The 20,573-nt window shown below is 40.8% G+C and carries 16 protein-coding genes; 11 read left to right on the forward strand and 5 right to left on the reverse strand.

The window, feature by feature from the left end; translation table 11 throughout:
- The first annotated feature begins 15 nt into the window (after positions 1–15).
- Both ttdA and ttdB read left to right on the forward strand, forming a co-directional pair.
- Complete coding sequence (gene ttdA, locus ACTJJH_RS15095) at positions 16–915, forward strand: L(+)-tartrate dehydratase subunit alpha (protein WP_000356537.1); 900 nt, start codon at positions 16–18, stop codon at positions 913–915.
- A complete protein-coding gene (ttdB, locus tag ACTJJH_RS15100) occupies positions 912–1,520 on the forward strand; it encodes a L(+)-tartrate dehydratase subunit beta (RefSeq protein WP_068528181.1) in 609 nt (202 codons plus the stop codon). Before ttdA ends, ttdB begins: the two co-directional genes overlap by 4 nt.
- A 43-nt stretch (positions 1,521–1,563) precedes the next feature.
- Here ttdB and ACTJJH_RS15105 read toward each other — a convergent pair whose 3' ends face one another.
- The gene (locus ACTJJH_RS15105) at positions 1,564–2,577 is read right to left on the reverse strand and encodes an AraC family transcriptional regulator (RefSeq protein WP_440601362.1); all 1,014 of its coding nucleotides are present in this window, start codon (positions 2,575–2,577) and stop codon (positions 1,564–1,566) included.
- 135 nt (positions 2,578–2,712) lie between these two features.
- On the opposite strand from ACTJJH_RS15105, the gene ACTJJH_RS15110 reads away from it, so the two are divergent.
- The 4 genes from ACTJJH_RS15110 to ACTJJH_RS15125 all read left to right on the forward strand — a co-directional run bounded on the left by ACTJJH_RS15110 (position 2,713) and on the right by ACTJJH_RS15125 (position 7,761).
- Positions 2,713–4,200: a flavin-containing monooxygenase gene (locus tag ACTJJH_RS15110; protein ID WP_440601363.1), complete on the forward strand. Its 1,488-nt coding sequence runs from the start codon at positions 2,713–2,715 to the stop codon at positions 4,198–4,200.
- Between the two features lie 44 nt (positions 4,201–4,244).
- Complete coding sequence (locus tag ACTJJH_RS15115; RefSeq protein ID WP_353728767.1) at positions 4,245–5,099, forward strand: SDR family NAD(P)-dependent oxidoreductase; 855 nt, start codon at positions 4,245–4,247, stop codon at positions 5,097–5,099.
- A gap of 70 nt (positions 5,100–5,169) precedes the next feature.
- Positions 5,170–6,063: an alpha/beta hydrolase gene (locus ACTJJH_RS15120; protein WP_218660141.1), complete on the forward strand. Its 894-nt coding sequence runs from the start codon at positions 5,170–5,172 to the stop codon at positions 6,061–6,063.
- Between the two features lie 27 nt (positions 6,064–6,090).
- On the forward strand, positions 6,091–7,761 hold the full coding sequence (locus ACTJJH_RS15125) for a GMC family oxidoreductase (RefSeq protein ID WP_262521398.1): 1,671 nt from the start codon (positions 6,091–6,093) through the stop codon (positions 7,759–7,761).
- 64 nt (positions 7,762–7,825) lie between these two features.
- On the opposite strand, the gene ACTJJH_RS15130 is transcribed toward ACTJJH_RS15125, so the two are convergent.
- From ACTJJH_RS15130 to ACTJJH_RS15140, 3 genes are all read right to left on the reverse strand, one after another.
- Positions 7,826–10,024, reverse strand: coding sequence for an OsmC domain/YcaO domain-containing protein (locus tag ACTJJH_RS15130; RefSeq protein ID WP_420279151.1), 2,199 nt, complete (start codon positions 10,022–10,024; stop codon positions 7,826–7,828).
- 251 nt (positions 10,025–10,275) lie between these two features.
- Positions 10,276–11,556, reverse strand: a complete 1,281-nt coding sequence (locus ACTJJH_RS15135; protein WP_373883249.1) for an OprD family outer membrane porin — start codon at positions 11,554–11,556, stop codon at positions 10,276–10,278.
- Positions 11,557–11,587: 31 nt separating this feature from the next.
- Positions 11,588–12,934 carry an MFS transporter gene (locus tag ACTJJH_RS15140; protein WP_032037987.1) on the reverse strand — a complete coding sequence of 449 codons (1,347 nt, stop codon included), beginning with the start codon at positions 12,932–12,934 and terminating at the stop codon, positions 11,588–11,590.
- 372 nt (positions 12,935–13,306) lie between these two features.
- Here ACTJJH_RS15140 and ACTJJH_RS15145 point away from each other — a divergent pair, with 372 nt between their 5' ends.
- The 5 genes from ACTJJH_RS15145 to ACTJJH_RS15165 all read left to right on the forward strand — a co-directional run bounded on the left by ACTJJH_RS15145 (position 13,307) and on the right by ACTJJH_RS15165 (position 19,438).
- On the forward strand, positions 13,307–14,992 hold the full coding sequence (locus tag ACTJJH_RS15145) for an arylsulfatase (RefSeq protein WP_373883250.1): 1,686 nt from the start codon (positions 13,307–13,309) through the stop codon (positions 14,990–14,992).
- Positions 14,993–15,017: 25 nt separating this feature from the next.
- Positions 15,018–15,971 (forward strand): formylglycine-generating enzyme family protein, encoded by a 954-nt coding sequence (locus tag ACTJJH_RS15150; RefSeq protein WP_440601380.1) that lies wholly within the window; start codon positions 15,018–15,020, stop codon positions 15,969–15,971.
- Between the two features lie 12 nt (positions 15,972–15,983).
- The gene (locus ACTJJH_RS15155; RefSeq protein WP_032037979.1) at positions 15,984–17,171 is read left to right on the forward strand and encodes an OprD family outer membrane porin; all 1,188 of its coding nucleotides are present in this window, start codon (positions 15,984–15,986) and stop codon (positions 17,169–17,171) included.
- Positions 17,172–17,404: 233 nt separating this feature from the next.
- Positions 17,405–18,481 carry an aromatic ring-hydroxylating dioxygenase subunit alpha gene (locus ACTJJH_RS15160; protein ID WP_410560726.1) on the forward strand — a complete coding sequence of 359 codons (1,077 nt, stop codon included), beginning with the start codon at positions 17,405–17,407 and terminating at the stop codon, positions 18,479–18,481.
- A 12-nt stretch (positions 18,482–18,493) separates the two neighbouring features.
- The gene (locus ACTJJH_RS15165; protein WP_320124707.1) at positions 18,494–19,438 is read left to right on the forward strand and encodes a PDR/VanB family oxidoreductase; all 945 of its coding nucleotides are present in this window, start codon (positions 18,494–18,496) and stop codon (positions 19,436–19,438) included.
- 43 nt (positions 19,439–19,481) lie between these two features.
- Here ACTJJH_RS15165 and ACTJJH_RS15170 read toward each other — a convergent pair whose 3' ends face one another.
- Entirely contained in the window at positions 19,482–20,174 is a 693-nt protein-coding gene (locus ACTJJH_RS15170; RefSeq protein WP_005802836.1) for a GntR family transcriptional regulator, read from the reverse strand.
- Positions 20,175–20,573 lie beyond the last annotated feature (399 nt).

Here is a 20,573-nt window from a genome sequence, read left to right on the forward strand (position 1 = left end):
TTCAAGGAGCACAACATGGACAAAGATATTGCAGTCCAGTCCCTTACGGACACTATGGCCAAATTTACGGCTTATATTGGAAAACGCCTACCTAAAGATGTGAAAAGCAAGTTAATTGAACTGCGTACTTTAGAAACCAATCCATTGGCTAAATCAGTTTATGACTCGATGGAAGAAAATCAGCAAGCTGCGGATAAACTCAACCGCCCAAGCTGCCAAGACACGGGTGTTATTCAATATTTTGTTGAAGCAGGTGCTAACTTCCCTTTGCTTGGTGAACTTCAAGATATTTTGAGCGAAGCAACTGCTGAGGCAACTCGTATAGGTCCTTTACGTCACAACGCTGTGGAAACCTTCGATGAAAAAAATACGGGCACAAATACAGGTACTCAAATTCCATGGTTAGACTGGCGTATTGTGCCTGAACTCGACACTTGTACCATTGATGTCTATATGGCGGGTGGCGGTTGTACCCTACCGGGTGCGGCAAAAGTTTTAATGCCAGGTCAAGGCTACGAAGGCGTTGCTGAATTTGTGATGGATGTTATTACCGAACGCGGTGTAAATGCCTGCCCACCGTTACTGGTTGGTGTAGGCGTATCAACTTCGGTTGAAACCGCAGCTCGTCTTTCTAAACTCGCGATTATGCGTCCGGTTGACTCAACAAGTGAGAACCCACGCGCTGCCTTAATGGAACAACTGTTAGAACAAGGTCTTAATGAAATTGGTATTGGTCCTCAGGGGCTCACAGGGAATAACAGCGTAATGGGAGTCAATATTGAATCTTCTGCACGCCACCCATCAACCATTGGGGTTGCCGTAAATACAGGTTGCTGGGCACATCGTCGTGGCAAAATTAAGATTAACCCAGATATGTCGTATGAAATCTTGTCTCATGAAGGAGTTGTACTATGAAAAAAATTCTGACAACTCCTATTAAAGATGAAGATCTTTTAGACCTTAAAGTCGGTGATGTCGTTTATTTGACTGGCCGTTTAGTGACTTGTCGCGATGTTGCCCATCGCAGACTGATCGAACAAGGTCGAGAACTGCCAGTTAACCTTGAAGGCGGAGCGATTTTTCATGCTGGCCCTATTGTGCGCAAAAAAGGTGAAAACGACTTCGAAATGGTTTCGATTGGCCCAACAACCAGTATGCGGATGGAAAAATTCGAGCGGGAATTTATCAAGCAAACTGGCGTTAAGCTCATTGTGGGTAAAGGTGGCATGGGACCAGAAACAGCTGCTGGATGTCAGGAAAATATTGCAGTTCATGCGATTTTCCCAGGTGGATGCGCAGTACTTGCAGCAACTTTGGTTGAAGAGATTGAAGGCGCTGAATGGCAAGACCTAGGTATGCCAGAAACCCTTTGGATTAACCGTGTGAGAGAATTTGGTCCGCTCATTATTTCTATCGATACCAAAGGCAACAACCTGATTCAACAAAACAAAGTTGAATTTCAAGCCAAGAAAGCACCGATTTTAGAAAAAATTAGTAAGGAACTAAGCTTTATTAAATAAACCATTCTTTAATGAAGGGAAAGCAAAAGCACCCTTCATTTTTTTATTTTTGTACTAAACGCATGGCATGAGGTGTTTTCCCATGCCATCTTTTATAAGCATGAATAAAACTGGCAGGTTCGGCATAACCTAACCACTCGGCAATCTGCTCAACCGAAACTTTTGGTAATGCCAAATATTGCTCAGCTAGAACTTGTCTGACCTCTTCACGTATCTGAATAAAAGTCATCCTTTCTGATGCCAAGTGACGGCGTAAAGTTCGTGCATTTAAATGCAATCGGTCAGCCACGATTTGCATAGAAGGCATTTCCCCTCGCACATTCATAAGTTGCTGTTGCACTAAGGTTGTAAATTTATTTTGTGATTGGCGTTTCTCTAATATTTGTCGGCACTGTTCTTCAGCTGTATGTAAAACCAATTCATTTGCCATAAGCAACTTTTGGTCTACTTTTTGCGGATCAAGAATTACAAAGCTTTTCGCAGCACCAAATTCAGGCATCACACCAAATAAGTTCTGATAAGGCTCGGCATCACCTTTGGGTTGGAAAGAAAAAGCCAAATATTGGCAAAAATTGTCCTGCACCAAATCTCGCTGTACCGTAATGAGTGCGGCGGCATCGCGTTCAATAATGAATTGACGCACTGAAGATGGAATATCTTGCTCATCAATTTCGATACGGATTCCTTGCGGTGTATCCGACACATCAAAGCGTGTAAAAGCAAAGGTTAAAGTAAAATAGGTTAAAGCCAAATCTAGTGCTTCACGAATGCTCGCACTACTCATCAGAGCCATACCTAATGGCCCAAATGTGGTGAAATGATAGCGCGTACCTACCTCTAAACCTAATGTTGGTCTGTCTCCCAGTTGCTCAACCAAGTTATGAATCAGCTGTAATTCCTGATGGCCTGTCACCACCATATTAGGGTCGAGTAATTGTTGTTGGCTAAGCCCAGTCCCTTTTAAAATCGTCTCATAAGAAATGCCTGATTCCACCGCAAAATCAGCCATTAACCGAACACTATGTACACTGCGTTCAAAAGCCCATGCATACTTCACTGTATTGCTCAGAATGTCCTCGAATCACAATATTTTGTCCTCATCCATCCTCTAAATCAAGCAAATAAACGTCTATTCTGCATACAGGAAATTGCGATTTTTTCGCTCACTGTTTTTAAGGATTTAGAGCAGCCCATGTTTAATTCGTCGTCTAATTCAAATAAAAATGTACGCATCGCCATTATTGGCACTGGTTTTGGTGGTCTAGGACTTGCCATTCGTCTCAAACAAGCAGGTTTTGAACAATTTACGCTCTTTGAAAAAGCTGCTGATGTAGGTGGTGTCTGGCGTGACAATACTTATCCGGGCGCTGCCTGTGATGTGCCTTCTCATCTGTATTCTTTTTCTTTTGAACAAGAGCTAGGCTGGAAAAATCGTTTTGGCACCTCTCAAGAGATTTATCAATATTTACGTCACTGTGCGGATAAATATGATCTTCGCCCGCACATCAAATTTAATACTGAAATAGCCAGTGCCGAATTTGATGCCCTACAAGGTGTATGGCACATTCAAAGCACGACTGGCGAACAGTTTGAAGCTGAATTTTTAGTCGGTGCGGTGGGTCAGCTTAACCGCCCTGCCTATCCAAAACTTAAAGGTATTGAAAACTTTAAAGGTAAAGCATTCCACTCAGCGCGTTGGGATCATGACTATGATTTAACTGGCAAACGTGTTGCGGTAATCGGTACTGGTGCAAGTGCAATTCAGTTCGTACCTGAAATTGCAAAACAAGTAGCACATCTAGACGTTTACCAACGCTCTGCACCTTACGTGATTCCAAAACCAGATCGGGTTTACCAACCTTTAGAGAAAAAGGCTTTCCGTAAACTGCCGATCTTGCAAAGTCTGGACCGTGCCTTGCAATATGGACACCATGAAATTCGTTTACTGGCTTTTACAACCTCACTCAATGAAATGCCTTTGGTGGAATATTTATTCCAACGCCACATCCGTAAAGTCGTTAAAGATGGGAAGTTGCGCCATCGCCTAATGCCAGATTATCCAATTGGTTGTAAACGTATTTTAATCTCTAACCATTGGTATGAAACACTGACTCAACCTCATGTCGATGTGATTAATACGGGCATTCAAGAAATTACTGAAAACGGTATTTTAGATACTGAAGGAAATCTGCGTGAAGTCGACACCATTATTTATGGTACGGGCTTTGCCGCAACGGAATTTATGGCGCCAATGCAGATTACAGGTCTTGATGGCCGCACCTTAAAAGACACATGGAAAGATGGTGCAGAAGCTTATCTCGGCTTAACTGTGAGCGGCTTTCCAAACTTCTTTATGTTGTATGGACCAAACACTAATCTTGGGCACAACTCAATTGTGTATATGATTGAAAGCCAAGTAAATTATATTTTAGATGCCATTCAAACAACCCTACAAAACAAACTTTTGTTCACCAATGTTCGTGCAGAAGTTCAACATGAGTTTAATCAAAGCATTCAAGAAAAAATGAAAAAAACCGTCTGGGCACAAGGCTGTACCAGTTGGTATCAGACTGCTGACGGCAAAAATACCAATAACTGGCCAGGTTTTACCCTTGAATATCGACAACGTACTCGCTGCTTCGATATTGAAAACTACACTCAGATTTCGGCTATTTCTTAAACAAGCTTCACCATAGGAAATGAGAAAAATAAACGGAGAATTTTATGAAGTCTTTTAAAAATAAAGTCGCAGCTGTGACAGGTGCGGGTTCTGGTATTGGACAAGCAATTGCTATTGCATTGGCAAAACAAGGTTGCCATCTGGCACTTTCCGATATTAGTGAAGCTGGATTAGCTAAAACAGTCGAGCTTTTGGCACCTTATTCTGTCAAAGTCACCACTCAAAAAGTTGATGTAGCTAAGCGTGATGAAGTGGCCACTTGGGCAAAGGCAGTAGTAGATGAACATGGCCAAGTTAACCTGATTTTTAATAATGCTGGTGTCGCAATTGGTAGTACGGCTGAAGGTGTGAGCTACGAAGACCTTGAATGGCTCATTGGTATTAATTTTTGGGGCGTAGTTTATGGCACCAAAGAGTTTTTACCTTACTTAAAGCAAAGTGGTGATGGGCATATTATTAATATTTCCAGTATGTTCGGCTTAACAGCTCAACCAACTCAAAGTGCTTATAACGCCAGTAAATTTGCCGTTCGTGGTTTTACTGAATCATTGCGCCAAGAACTCGATCTACAAAATGCTGGAGTGAGTGCGACCTGTGTGCATCCGGGTGGTATTCGTACAAATATTGCCAAAGCTGCCCGCATGAATAATAGCGTCCAGTCTTTAGGAATGGATCCTTTAAAAAGTCAGGATGCTTTCGATAAATTACTTCGCACCCCTGCTGATGATGCAGCTCAACAAATTTTAGAAGCTGTTCGTAAAGACCGTCGCCGCTTACTAATCGGAGCCGATGCGAAAGCCGTTGATGTGATCCAGCGTATTCTTCCACAGGGTTACCAAAAGATTTTTGCAACTGCGACTGCCTTGCAAACTCGCCTACTCAACAAATCAGCAAAATAAAAACAGTGGTCAGCATACTCTTTATTTTAAGAGATGCTGACTGTCATTAGGCTTAGTATGAGTCCTTATTATGAAGCAGCTTCTTGCATGGACTATTCGTACCACGCTACGTCCAGCTTTATCCCCTAAAACCCCACTAAAGCTACAACGTTTTTGTAGTGATGCAGCCAGTGCAATTGTGCTTGGGCCACGTGGCTATAAAACAAAAAAGCAAACCATTGCGCAAGTACCGACAGTTCATATTCAGCCCAAAACGACTCAATCAGGACTCGGCATCTTATATTTACATGGCGGAGGCTATGTGGTGGGTAGCTCAAAAAGTCACACTAAGCTTGCTGCTCAAATCGGACATGCAGCTCAAGCACAAGTCTGGTTACCTGAATATCGCCTAGCCCCAGAACACACAAGCCCTGCTGCGATTGAAGATGTCATTGCTGTCTATAAAGCTCTACTTGCTCAAGGACAAGACCCGAAAAAACTCGTGATTGCTGGCGATTCTGCTGGCGGTGGACTGAGTTTAAGTGCTGTAATTGCGATACGAAATGCAGGGTTACCGTTACCAGCAGCATTAGTTTTACTTTCACCTTGGGTTGACTTAAACCTTTCTGGAAGCACGATGAAAACTCATGCTGCTCAAGATGCAATGCTGTCAGAAGACTGGTTAGCTTGGTGTGCAAAAAACTATTGCGGACAAAAATCGGCAACCGATCCAACCTGTTCCCCACTCTATGCCGACTTAACGGGATTACCATCTGTTTTAATTCATGTCGGTACCGAAGAAGTTTTATTAGACGATGCAAAACGTCTCGCTGAACAAACCGAAAAGTATGGTATTCCGACGAACTTAAGGGTTTATGACCGAGTCGGACATGTTTTTCAGTTCCACGCGGGTATACTAAACGAATCTAATGACTCGATTGAGCGCATTGGGCAATTCATTGATAAACATACACAGTCAATATAAAAATATCGCCAGAGAGGAGTCCTCGGCATGACAACAAACAATTATGACTATGATTACCTCATTATTGGTTCAGGCTTTGGTGGTAGTGTTTCTGCTTGCCGTCTAACCGAAAAAGGCTACTCTGTTGCTGTAATGGAAATGGGGCGACGCTGGGAAGCTAAAGATTTTGCTAAAAATAACTGGAATACCCGTCGCTGGATTTGGCGCCCGGGCATGAAACTTTTTGGTTATTTCAACATGCGTTTTTTTCGCCATGTCACCATTATTTGCGGTAATGCTGTAGGTGGCGGTTCAATCACCTACGCCAATACCCTACTTGTTCCACCTGAACATATTTGGGATGAAGGCACGTGGGCAGATGCCGCGGACTGGAAAAATGAAATGCCGCAGCACTATGCTGAAGCAGAACGCATGCTTGGTGTGACGGATAATAAAATTTTCGGTCCTGCCGACCACATGCTCAAAAAAATGGGCGATGCAGTTGGGGTTGGACATACGTTTAAACCGACGCGCGTTGCAACTTTCTTTCCACCCGAAGGTGAACAAGGCGGCAAGACCTACCCTGACCCATATTTTAACGGCGAAGGTCCAAACCGCGGAACCTGTACCGCATGTGGCGGTTGTATGACAGGTTGTAAACACAACGCAAAAAATACCTTAGATAAAAACTATTTGTACTTTGCCGAAAAAAATGGCGCCAAGGTTTACGAAGAAACCAAAGTCGTTGACGTTAAACCACTCAATGGTAAAGCCGATGGCAGCGATGGCTATGAAGTTACAACTGAATGTTCGAGCTCATGGTTTAATAAACAACGCCGTACATGGCGTGTTCGTAACGTGATTTTCTCTGCATCTTCTTTGGGTACGCAAGAGATGTTATTCCGTTTAAAACAGTCTGGTTCACTGCCAAATATCTCTGATGATTTGGGTAATCGGGTTCGTACTAATGCCGAGTCGATTTTAGGCGTTCGCTTTTTTGGTAAAGATGTCGACATGAGTAAAGGTGTTGCCATTGGTTCAAGTATTTACCTTGACCATGACACTCACATTGAAGCGACTCGTTACCAAACTGGTTCAGATGCCATGGGCCTCATGTGTACTTACATGGCTAAAGGCAAACCGGGCTGGACGCGTATTTTCTTTTGGTTATGGGCACTTATTTGCCATCCATTTATTTTCCTTCGCATGAGTAATCCTGTCAGTTTCGCGCGTCAGACTTTAATTTTTTTGGTGATGCAAACAGCAGATGCCTCCATCAACATGCGCTTGAAACGTAATTGGTTCTGGCCTTTTGGCAAAGTATTATCGAGCGAAGGTAAAAAGCTACCTGTGTATATTCCACAGGCCAATGCATTTACCGAAAAAGTTGCCAAAATGTTTAATGGTCATCCAATGACGACTATTACCGAAATTTTGTTTAATGTACCTTTTACAGCCCACTGTATGGGTGGTTGCGCAATTGCTTCAAGCCCAGAGCGCGGCGTGGTAGATGGACAAAACCGCGTGTTTAACTATAAAAACTTATATGTTGTAGATGGTTCAATGTTAGGTGCCAATTTGGGCGTTAACCCAAGTCTTACCATTACAGCTCTTGCAGAACGCGCAATGTCTTATATTCCGGCTAAACATACTTTGGATGAGCAACAAGGTTATAGAGCAGAGGCAGAAACCATAGAGATCACTAAAGCTTCTGCTTAAAATAGAAATTTGTTTTATAAAAAAAGCCTATTTTAAAATAGGCTTTTTTCTTTCGCTTTTTTAATTACATCGCTACGGCTTTAGCACGAACTGCATGCAATTTTTTATAGCTTTCGATTAGACGTAAATGGCGATCAAGTCCTTCTAGTTTCATGCTTGTTGGTGTTAAACCATAGAAACGAACGCTACCATCGACAGAACCTAATACTGCATCCATTCGCGTGTCACCAAACATACGACGGAAATTAGTCAGGTAGTCTTCAAGCTCTAGTTCCTCATCTAACATCACTTCAAGCACCACGTTCATGCACTGATAGAACAAGCCACGTTCAACGGTGTTGGTGTTATATTGCAAGTAAGTTTCGACAAGCTCTTTTGCTTCTTCAAATTGTTGTAAAGCAACATAAATCAGTAATTTCAGTTCTAAAATGGTGAGCTGTCCCCAAACTGTATTGTCATCAAACTCGATGCCAATGAGTGTGGTGATTTCAGTGTAATCGTCTAGCTCACACTCCTCTAAGCGCTCAACTAATGCCTCAAGCTGCTCATCATCCAAACGATGCAGATTTAAAATATCTTCACGGAATGAAAGTGCCTTATTGGTGTTGTCCCAAATCAAATCTTCAACAAGATAAATTTCTGAATAATCCGGTACTAAAATACGGCAAGCTGTCGCACCTAAGTGCTCGTATACTGCCATATATACTTCTTTGCCCATCTCTTCGAGAATACCGAACAATGTTGCAGCTTCTTCTGCATTCGACTCTTCGCCTTCGCCAGAAAAATCCCATTCAACAAAGTCATAGTCAGATTTAGAGCTAAAGAAGCGCCAAGATACCAAACCGCTTGAGTCAATAAAGTGCTCAACAAAGTTGTTCGGCTCAGTGACCGCATTACTTTGGAAAGTCGGTTGAGGCAAATCATTTAAGCCTTCAAAACTACGGCCTTGAAGTAATTCAGTCAGACTACGTTCTAACGCAACTTCAAAACTTGGATGCGCACCGAAAGATGCAAACACCCCACCTGTACGCGGGTTCATCAAAGTCACACACATTACAGGGAACTGACCACCTAACGATGCATCTTTAACTAATACAGGGAAACCTTGCTCTTCTAAGCCTTTAATACCAGCAACAATACTCGGGTATTTTGCTAATACGTCTTCAGGAACGTCTGGAAGTGCAATTTCACCTTCTAAAATTTCACGTTTAACAGCACGTTCAAAAATTTCTGACAAGCATTGAACTTGGGCTTCTGCCAAAGTGTTGCCCGCACTCATACCATTACTTAAGTATAAGTTTTCAATTAAATTTGATGGGAAATAGACAACTTCACCATCAGACTGGCGCACAAAAGGTAACGAGCAAATGCCGCGCTCTACGTTACCTGAGTTGGTGTCATATAAATGCGTGCCAAGTAACTCATCATCTGGGTTGTAAATCTCAAGACAATATTCATCTAAGATTTCTTTAGGTAATTCACCATTTGGACCCGGTTTAAACCATTTTTCATCTGGATAATGCACAAATTCAGCATTGGCAATATCTTCACCCCAGAACTGATCGTTATAGAAGAAGTTACAGTTTAAACGCTCAATAAACTCGCCTAATGCAGACGCTAAAGCACTTTCTTTAGTTGCACCTTTACCATTGGTAAAGCACATCGGAGACTGGGCATCACGAATATGTAACGACCATACATTTGGAACAATATTACGCCAAGATGCAATTTCAATCTTCATGCCCAAATTTGCCAAAATAGTTGACATATTAGCAATCGTTTCTTCTAACGGTAGGTCTTTACCTTGAATATAGGTATGACTTTCTGAAGTTAGGCTTGGCAATAACAATGCTTGCGCATCTGCGTCGATGCTTTCAACTTCTTCAATAATAAATTCGGGACCCGTTTGAATCACTTTTTTAACAGTACAACGGTCAATCGAACGTAAAATCCCTTGGCGATCTTTCTCTGAAATATCGGCTGGTAATTCAATTTGAATTTTAAAGGTTTGTTTGTAGCGGTTTTCAGGGTCAACAATATTATTTTGCGATAAACGAATATTATCGGTTGGGATATCTCGAGCGGCACAATACACTTTTACAAAGTACGCTGCACACAATGCTGATGATGCTAAAAAGTAGTCAAATGGGCCCGGTGCCGAACCGTCACCCTTGTAGCGAATTGGTTGATCGGCAATTACCGTAAAGTCATCGAACTTAGCTTCCTGTCGAAGATTGTCGAGATAATTAACCTTGATTTCCATGCTGGCACCTAAATATTTTTATGTGTCAGCGCAGACACATAAAATTCTAAATATTGAAAAATAAGCCGAATCACAGCGAAGAAATTGACTTAAAAAAAGAGAGATTAAAGCCATGTGTTTAATGAAAGACTCAATTGGCTTTAATAAGATTGGCGGTATTATAGAGGGATTTTGTGCAGTTGATAACTAAAGTTAAAACATTGCTGCTCACAATGTTTTAACTTGTCTTGAATTTAGTTAAATATTGAACGTTAAAATTTAAAGGTGTAATCAACATTCAACCGCGTTTCATTGGTCGAATGAAATGTCATATTACTTGGCATATCGTTGCGGTAGTGAGAAAAACGAGCTCGCATACCTAAGCCTTTGAACTTACCTTCAGGAATTTTATAGCCCAAATCAAATTCCATCGACTCTTCTTTAAAACGCTGATCGCCATATTGCAACAAATCAATGTCTTCACCTTTTGCGTAGCGAGTCATAAAACGCAGTCCGTTTAATGAAACATCACCTACCCGCGCATTTTTAAAGTCATATTCATAACGAATCGAATAGACTTTTTCGTCTTTATTTGAATAGTCAGAGCTCATAAAATCAAGCACAACCGGACTTTCGGTTCCCGACAAAAATGGTAAACCAGTCGAGCCAAATGACTGCATGTAGCCCAAAGAAACCGTATGATTTTGATAGTTCAAACCAAATAAACCACTAATATGTCGGTTATCGATCTCTCCTATTTTTTTACTTCCAGTTTCCTCACTATTAAAAAACCGTACGTCACTTAAAAAATTAATCTGGTCATTTAAAGGCTGTTTTCCGTTAAAACCCAAAAATTGTTGCTGATAAATGTCTTTGAGTTCGGCATGGTAAGCACGTAAACGGTAGTCTTTTAACTGATAACTTCCACCTAATGTAAAAAAAGAATCGGTAGTTGCCGCTTTGTCAAAACGATGGTTGATATTGTCTGTTCCAACATCGGTATAACGAATTGAATCGCGCTGACGCACTTCATCGACATAAAAGCCTTCAAGTTGAAGATTTGGAATTTCATTTGAAACAAAGCGGATACCGCGATAAGTCTGAGGAAACAAACGCGCTGGCGATGAAAATATGGTCGGTAATTGTGGAACTAAGTCCCCCACAAAAAGCTCATTTTTTCTAAATTTAGCCTTCCCTGTAATGCCTATTTTTCCATAATAATCATCACGCGAGTTGTCGGTATTCACTGGTAATAAACCACTACGTGCATAGTCATCAGCTCGGCTTCCCATTAGGTTAAAACCTGCCATTGCCAGTACATCTACACCAAACCCAACTGTCCCTTCGGTATAACCAGACTGTCCTTTAAAAATTAGACCCTGCGCCCAATCTCTACCTGCTGTATAGGGATATGGATCCTTTTTATAGTCTCGGTCAAAGTAAAAATTACGTAGTGTTAGCTCAGCTTTACTGTCTGCAAGAAATTCGGCATGCACAACTTGACTAAATAATGGGCACAAGCATACCCCCACCCACAATGGCGTCTTTTTCATTTTTTATCTCAACTATTTAATTTTTAATGGATTAAGGTGCTGTTTTAAGAGAGTAGTTTTGCTCTTTTTGACTGCGGTAAAAAGCATTACCCAAACTTAAAATCAGGAAAATAGCCAAAATAAACACCACGCCGTAATAGGCATATAGCGTTGCGGGTGCTATCCCTTTATCCAGAAAAATGCCTGCGACCGTTGGCGATAAAATTGCTCCAATTCGTCCAAAACCAATTGCATAGCCCACGCCGCGACTACGAATTTCAGCATCATAAATTGTTGGAGAAATCGAATATAAACCTGCCACACAGCCATTAATGAGTGTGCCAAGTAATAACCCCACCATGAGTGCTATGCTGACTTGAGATGAGACTGCGACAAATAGGAAAACACATGCAGACGTTAGACCTAAAAACAGGCTTAAGGCATAGAAGATTTTCATACGTGATGCCAATAAACCAATAATAGCTGCCCCGAAAATACCGCCAATACTAATTAAAATACCGGTACTTACGCCTTGTTGTGGCGACATTCCCATTGAAATTAGAATTTTTGGTGTCCAGCTCATGACAAAGTAAAAGCCAAACATCACTAAAAAGAATGCAAACCACAAACAAAGCGTTTGAAATCCAAGTTGTCCTGCAAATAATTTGACCAGTTCACTGCCATTTTGCGTGCTGATTTTTTCATAACGCGGCATAACTGGTAATTCGTTTAGCCCCATACGATTTACAGTGGCATTAATTCGTTCTAGTGCCTGTTTTGGTCGTTTCGCGAGTAAGTAATCTAAAGATTCAGGTAATAACCATGCGCTGATCAGCAGCATTGCAATGGTAGTCACCCCTCCTGCTAAAAAGATTGAACGCCAACCTAAGTGCTCAATCAATGCCAGTGATAATACTCCACCAAGCGTCGCGCCAATTCCGTAACCGGTAGACATTAAGCTCACAGCAAGACTGCGCCAACGTGCATTGGCATATTCACTTGCCAGTACATTACTACTCGCAAGGATGCCACCCACCCCAATTCCAGTAATAAACCGAAGTGCTGCTAACATGCCGTGACTTTGTACAAAAGCACAGCCCAGCATGCTCAGACCTGCAATGACAAGACAAACTAAGATGAGTAAACGGCGGCCAATTTTATCGGCTAAAGGTGCAAGAAAAATGGAACCGGCAGCCATGCCGAAAAGGCCAGCACTTAACAACAAGCCAATTTGTGCGCCTGAAAGTGACCACTCTGCTGACACGGATGGAGCAGTAAATGCCATTACCATCACGTCAAAGCCATCAATAATATTGAGACAAATACAGATCAAAATGACGAACCATTGATAGCGGCTCATATTGTTTTGATTGATCTCACTTAGAACGTCTCTTTCCATTTGTGTATCTCCCTTGGATAAGACATACACACGACATTGCTAGATGAGCGATTGGGTGGTTATGCATATCCGTATCCATAATGACCTAGAGGAATATTTGTTTTTTGAGCATCCTGCTCTTTTTCTATACTGAATATTTGGATCCAAAAAATCAACTAAAATTATAAACGGATTATTAAAAAGTATATAAACACATAAATTATATAAGTATAAAATTATTAAAAACATAAAATTAGAATGCTTGAATATTTTTATGGATCCATATTAAAAAATCTATTATGATTGATTCCAGAGCATTTTTTAGCCAAAAAAAGCTCAGTTTATTTCCAGGAAATGCAAGATGCATTTTTAAAACATCAAAGGATTGTTGTTATGAAACTCAAAAGAGTAAGCCAGCTTACATTGGGACTTTTTTTTGCCAGCCAATTGTTTTACACGGCGCAAGCAGCACCTCCAAAAAATCAACAACCACCTAACATCATGATTATTTTGGCCGATGATCTTGGCTTTTCAGATATTGGCGCTTATGGTGGCGAAATTAAAACCCCTCATATTGATAGCCTATTAAAGCAAGGAAAAATGCTTTTTAATTTTCATGCTTCATCAATGTGTTCACCTACTCGTGCACAACTTATGACAGGTGCAGATAATCACTTGGTGGGTTTAGGTGCGATGTATGAAACTTCAAAACGACAAGAAAAATTGGTTGGAGCCGATAGCCCGCGTGCACTCATCAAAATTGATGGATATTCAGGTCACTTAACGCAAAATGCTTACACACTCGCAGAAATTTTAAAGACTAAAGATTATTATACTTTCATGGTCGGTAAATGGCACTTAGGCTATGCTCCCGACCAAAACCCTAAAGCCCGTGGTTTTGATCAATCTTTTGCTCTACTCGACGGCTTCGATTTACATTTTAAAGACCAACCTAAAAACTATCCACGTAATACTCAATACACAGAAAATGGTCAAAAGGTTACATTGCCAGACAACTACTACTCGACCGACTTCTTTACACAAAAAGCTTTCGAGTACTTAGACAAAAATAAAGCGCAAAAACCATTTTTTGCCTACCTAGCCTATACCGCTCCACACTGGCCACTACAAGCACCTGCTCATTATAGAGACTTATATAAAGGTAAATACGATCATGGCTACGATGCAATTCGTAAGCAACGCTTTGAGAGACAAAAGCAACTAGGATTAATTCCTGCAAATGCAGAATACCCAGTCGAACGTGGCAATCAAGCTTTAGGCACCAAAAGCTGGAATGAACTTACACCACAAGAGCGCAAATACGAAGCGCGTAAAATGGAAGTTTATGCGGGCATGGTTACCCAGTTAGATGACCGCGTAGGTGATGTCATTCAATATCTTAAAAAGCATCATTTATATGACAACACTTTAATTGTGTTTATGTCAGATAACGGCGCTGAAGGCGGCGATCATAATTTCCCAATGGGGGATGCAGACAATCGTTATGAAAATATAGGCAACGCCAGCTCATATGTTTACATGGGACCACGCTGGGCCGAAGTGAGCAGCACACCATTTACCCACTGGAAGTCAGCTGCTTCAGAAGGCGGTGTGCGAGTTCCATTTATTGTTAAGTCACCTGTGCAAATTTCTAAACAACGTGGAATCAACAATAACTTTGCGACAGTCAGAGATATATTCCCAACTGTGATGGAACTCGCGGGGATTCAAAATAATCAGGTTTATCCAACTTCAAGCACCAAAATTAAACCATCTGGTTTTAGTCTGATCCCTGCTTTTAAGGATAATACTGCCCGTATTCGCCCTGTTAATTATTATGACTTTAAAGAATTACATGGCAGCCGCTACGCCAAAACTGACGAATGGAAACTTGTTGAAAACTCACCTTCTAAATTTAAAAGCCACGGTTGGGAACTCTACAATTTAAAAACAGATTTTAATGAGCAACATAATGTTTACGCAGAACATCCTGAAATCGTCAAAGTCTTAAATGACAAATATTTAAGATATGCTGATGAAAATGGTGTTGTGGATTTTGAGCAATACAATAAAAAGTAGGGAAAACCAGATGAAACAGATCATGATGCTTTCATCGTTTCTCTTACTTTGTGCGTGCCAAAAAGCCACACCTCAACTAGAACAGACCACCTTGCCCGACCTAGGCACTAAAGCTAAATGTACTTCTTATTCAGGCCTTCCTTCGGGATGGCCTAACAATAAAGAAGCAGGCATGGTCAAGCTTCCGCAAGGAAAAATTGTTTTAGGCACTACACAAGGTTATGAAGATGAACGCCCATTAAATTTACAGACAACTTCCGTTCCCGCTTTTTTAATTGATGCAACTGAAGTCACCAATGCCCAATTTCAAGTGTTTGTTAAACAAACGGGTTATGTCAGCGATGCAGAAAAGCAAGGTGGTGCAGCTATGTTTGTACAGCCAGATCATCCAGTTGAAGAATTACAGTGGTGGAAATTTGAAAAAGGCGCCAATTGGAAACATCCATGGGGCCCAAACAACCCTAAACAACCAGCACCTCATGAGCCTGTTCGTATGGTGACATGGAATGATGCTTACGCTTATGCAAACTGGCTAGGTCATGACTTACCGACCGAACTTGAATGGGAATATGCAGCCAAAGGTTTTCAGCAAAATTCCGATATTGGCCCGGCCCATGAAGGCCATATTGTAGCCAATTTCTGGCAAGGTGAATTTCCATATAAAAATGTTCAGGAAGATGGTTTTAAGGATGTTGCCCCTGTTGGCTGTTTTAGTAAAAACCCATTTGGCTTATATGACTTGATTGGCAATGTATGGGAGTGGACGCAAACACCCTATACAGGTCCAAGAGATCACCATATGGGAGATCCCTCGAAATATCGGCAAAGTCACGAACAGATTTTGCAATATACGATTAAAGGTGGATCTTATTTATGTGCAACCAATTATTGCGCGCGTTATCGTGCTGCCGCGAGGCATCCACAGGAACTCGACCTTGCCACCAGCCATGTCGGATTTAGAACAGTAAAACGCTTTTAAACGGATTTAAAAATGAAGCATATTTTTATTTATGGGATTTTCTTCTCAGGGACAACCCTTGCCTGTTGTTTAGCTCATAGTGAAGTAGATGTTAATTTTCAAAATACACTCACACTAAAAACATTCAACTTCGACAGACAATATGAAAATGGTACTAGTCCCGATACTCATAGCTTGAGCCAAGGTCTGATTTATCGTGGTGACTGGTCAACCAAGCTTAATGATGTACAGCTCCACCTCAATCCAAGCATCCAATATGCATATCGCCTAAGTAACGACCAACATACCAATGATATGGTCATACCTTTTGACCCTAACACAAAAAAACAAGCGCAAGACTATGTTAAATATGGCTTAGGTGCTGGAGTTGAATATCAAAACTTTCGCATGAATGTAGGTGAAATCACTCCCGACTCACCACTTACGCCACAAGTGGATACACATCAATTACGAGTGAACTATAAAGGCTTGGAATTAAAATATAAGACACCGCAACAAAATTTCGAGCTGGGTTTGATTAACCGTTATTCACCCAAAAATGAGGAGGACTACCACAAACTAGCCATATCAAAACATGAATCTGACGGACTCTATTTCTTTCAATGGGATGGCAAAACACCTCGATACCACTGGAAATTTTATAATGGCTATTTAACTGACCTCATCAATCAAAGTTACTTTGCTTTTGATTATCAATGGACAAAACAGCACACCACAAAATTACGTGTGTTTCGCCACGATGATGTCGGCAAATCAAAACTTGGAGAATATGACAATACATCTGTAGGGGCTATGCATTTCATTAAACATGGCAACTTTACAACTGGAATTGGCTACCAAGAAAACTTTGGCAAAGATGGTATTCCCAAACTCGACAATATACCCATCCCGCATATGGTGAACTGGACCTTAGGCGCGTTTACCAAAGCAGATGAAAAGTCTTATCATTTCGTTGCCTCGTATGACTTTAAAGACTACATCAAGGGTCTAAAAGTGACCTATAAATATATTTATGGTGATTCATTTCAGACCATGAATCAAAATGATTTTGAGCAAGAAAGTGACGTGTTGATTCAATACGATCTCAATGCTTGGATTAAAAATCTTAAGTTTCTTTTCTTAAATATTAACTACGACACCAAACATGGCAAAAGTCTGGATGAACAGCGCATGATGCTTCACTACACAGTTAATTTCTAAATCTTTACACTCCCATAATGGCTTAACTGAAGCTATTATGGATCCAAATAAAAACTAATAAAAATTTCACTCTAAAATTCCAAAGAATAGCAAAAGTCCTTAACAATATTTAAAAATATACAAATTAACCAACTTTAAAGAACAATATTTTTGAATAAATATACTGCTTATCAATTGACCAATATTTTTATTTGTTATAAATTGGATCCAATAAGTGATAAGGAGTCGTCACAATGTTTATTAAAAATGCTTGGTATGTTGCCTGCCGCCCAGAAGAAATCCAAGACAAACCACTAGGTCGCACAATTTGTGGTGAAAAAATCGTTTTTTATCGTGGCAAAGAAAACCAAGTTGCAGCCGTTGAAGATTTTTGTCCCCATCGCGGCGCCCCACTTTCACTTGGCTATGTAGAAGATGGCAACCTCGTGTGTGGTTATCATGGACTAGTGATGGGGTGTGACGGAAAGACCGTCTCAATGCCAGCCCAACGTGTAAATGGTTTCCCTTGCAACAAAGCATATTCAGTTGTCGAAAAGTTCGGCTTTATTTGGGTATGGCCAGGCGAGAAAGCTTTAGCAGAAGAAGCAAAACTGCCAACTTTAGAATGGGCAGATCATCCTGAATGGAGCTATGGCGGAGGCCTGTTTCACATTCAGTGTGACTATCGCCTGATGGTCGACAACCTGATGGATTTAACCCACGAGACCTATGTTCACTCAAGCAGTATTGGGCAAAAAGAGATTGATGAATCATTGCCTGTGACTAAAGTTGACGGTGACCATGTGATTACCGAACGCTATATGGAAAATGTGATCGCACCTCCATTTTGGCAAATGGCCCTTCGCGGCAACCACTTAGCAGATGATGTACCAGTTGATCGTTGGCAACGTTGTCACTTCTTTGCTCCAAGTAATGTTCATATTGAAGTGGGTGTCGCACATGCTGGACATGGTGGTTACCACGCACCGAAAGACAAAAAAGTTTCCTCAATCGTAGTTGATTTTATTACACCGGAAACTGAAACCTCTCACTGGTATTTCTGGGGAATGGCGCGTAATTTCCAGCCAGATAATGCTGAACTCACCGATCAAATTCGTGAAGGACAAGGCAAAATCTTTACTGAAGATTTAGAAATGCTGGAGCAACAGCAGCAAAACATTTTAAACAACCCACATCGCAAGTTACTGATGCTTAATATCGACGCAGGCGGTGTCCAGTCTCGTAAGGTCATTGACCGACTACTTGCCGAAGAAAATAAAACGCCTCCTGAAACGTCCGCACAGAAGTTTCCAAATATTCGGATTATTTAAAGGAGCATGAACATGGACGTTATTATTCAAAAAATTCACCAGCTCACCCCGACCATTCGTGCTTTTGAATTGGTTGCAGCAAATGGTACAGAGCTACCGAATTTTGAGGCAGGTGCACATATTGATGTGCATCTTAAAAATGGTCTCACCCGCCAATATTCACTTTCAAACTGCTGCACTGAAAAGCATCGGTATGTCATTGGTGTTTTACATGATGCCAATTCACGCGGTGGCTCACGTTGCATCCACACTGAATATCGTGAAGGCGATCATTTAAAAATTGGTGAACCGCGTAATTTATTTGAGATTCATCCTCAGACAAAGCAGGCGGTTTTATTTGCTGGCGGTATTGGTATTACCCCTATTTTGTCGATGGCGTATCGACTTAAGTCGGCCAATATTCCTTTCGAATTGCACTACTTCGTTCGTAGTCATGAAATGATTGCCTTCTATGGCAACTTAACCGAACACTTTGGTGACCAAGTTCATTTTCACATTCAAGACCAACCAGACACCGAATGTAATATGGCAGAGGTTTTGGGCCAAGCTTCACCTGATAAACACTTATATGTGTGTGGACCTACAGGGTTTATGCAGTTTGTCATGAGCTCGGCTGAACAAGCTGGGTGGTATAGTGAACAGTTACATCAAGAGCATTTTGTCGCCCAAAAAGTAGATACGTCTAATGATGAAGCTTTCACGATTGAAGTGAAAGGTACGGGCCGCCGAATTGAAGTGTTACCAGAGCAGACTGCTACTGAAGCATTAATTGCAAATGGTTTTGATATTCCTGTTTCGTGTGAACAAGGTATTTGTGGCACGTGTATTACACGCGTTGTAGAAGGCACTCCAGATCATCGAGATATGTTTATGACCGATGAGGAACATGCACTAAATAACCAGTTTACGCCCTGCTGTTCTCGTGCAAAAACTAAAAATCTTGTGATTGAGCTTTAATACTCAAGTTCCTTTATTCGAAAATAAAGGAACTTATTTTACCTTAGGCGCTGAGAACATTTCTTAGCGTTTCACCCAAAATCACCACACTACTGTGCTCACGCATTAAAGTTTCAGCACGCCCTGCCTGACGATGTACCAATGCATCGAAAATCGAACAATGTTGTAAATGCGCATAGTGCAAACGACGATATTCAGACAAAGCTTGATTCTGGTCATAGGTAATAGCTTGAGCAGATGCCATTGGTAGCTGATTATTTTTCGCCAAGGCTTGTATGAGTGCGACGTTTTGCGCGCCTTCAATAATCGTGTCATGAAAAATGACGTTGAAATGGTGATAACGTTCCAGTTCAGCATCACCAAACTCGTCTGTTTCATTAAATAGTTTTTCAGTTTCTTGAATGCAATGTTGTAGCGTCTTTTTTTGTTCTTCGCTTAGGCCTTGTTCTGCCAAAGTTTTCGCAGCCAAACCTTCCAGAACACCGCGTACTTCAAGTGCGTCATGTACCAGTTGTTCTGAAATTTCACGAACCGTGTAACCACGAGTTGGGTTTTTAATGAGGAGGCCTTCTTGCTCGAGCAACCGAAAGGCAATACGAACAGGCTGCCTTGAAACACCAAGTAACTCGGCAGTCGGAATTTCGGCAATTCTGGCACCGCCTTCAAGTTCCCCTGAAATAATCATTTTTCTTAGTTTAAGTAAAACTTGTTGTCCTGAAGACATTCGCTGCCACACATCACCAAAAACGTCACTTCGATGCTAGCAAGTTCATTTGCAAAATGAAATAAATTTTCTGTGTGAATCTAACAGCTCAGACATTTATAAGCATCCACTTTATGGATCAAGATTAAATTAATTTTTTAAAAAAGTACTCAACTTGGTTTACTGTCATATCAAAATTAACTTATTTTTTATTTTTAAATTGATAAAATATAGTCGTAAATTTATTAAATAATATAAATAAAAATATTGATTATTAAGAGTAATTTAAAAACCACTCTATAATAAATCTTCAAAACAACCTCTTTAATAAAAAATAAATTTATAATATATTTTAAACTCATTTATTTTAGATTATAGGTATTTAATCACCTTTTATTAAATATTTACTTTCAAATCACTCATTAAAAAGGA

The sequence above is a fragment of the Acinetobacter sp. 22301 genome (assembly GCF_052045285.1).
GTDB lineage: Bacteria > Pseudomonadota > Gammaproteobacteria > Pseudomonadales > Moraxellaceae > Acinetobacter > Acinetobacter pittii.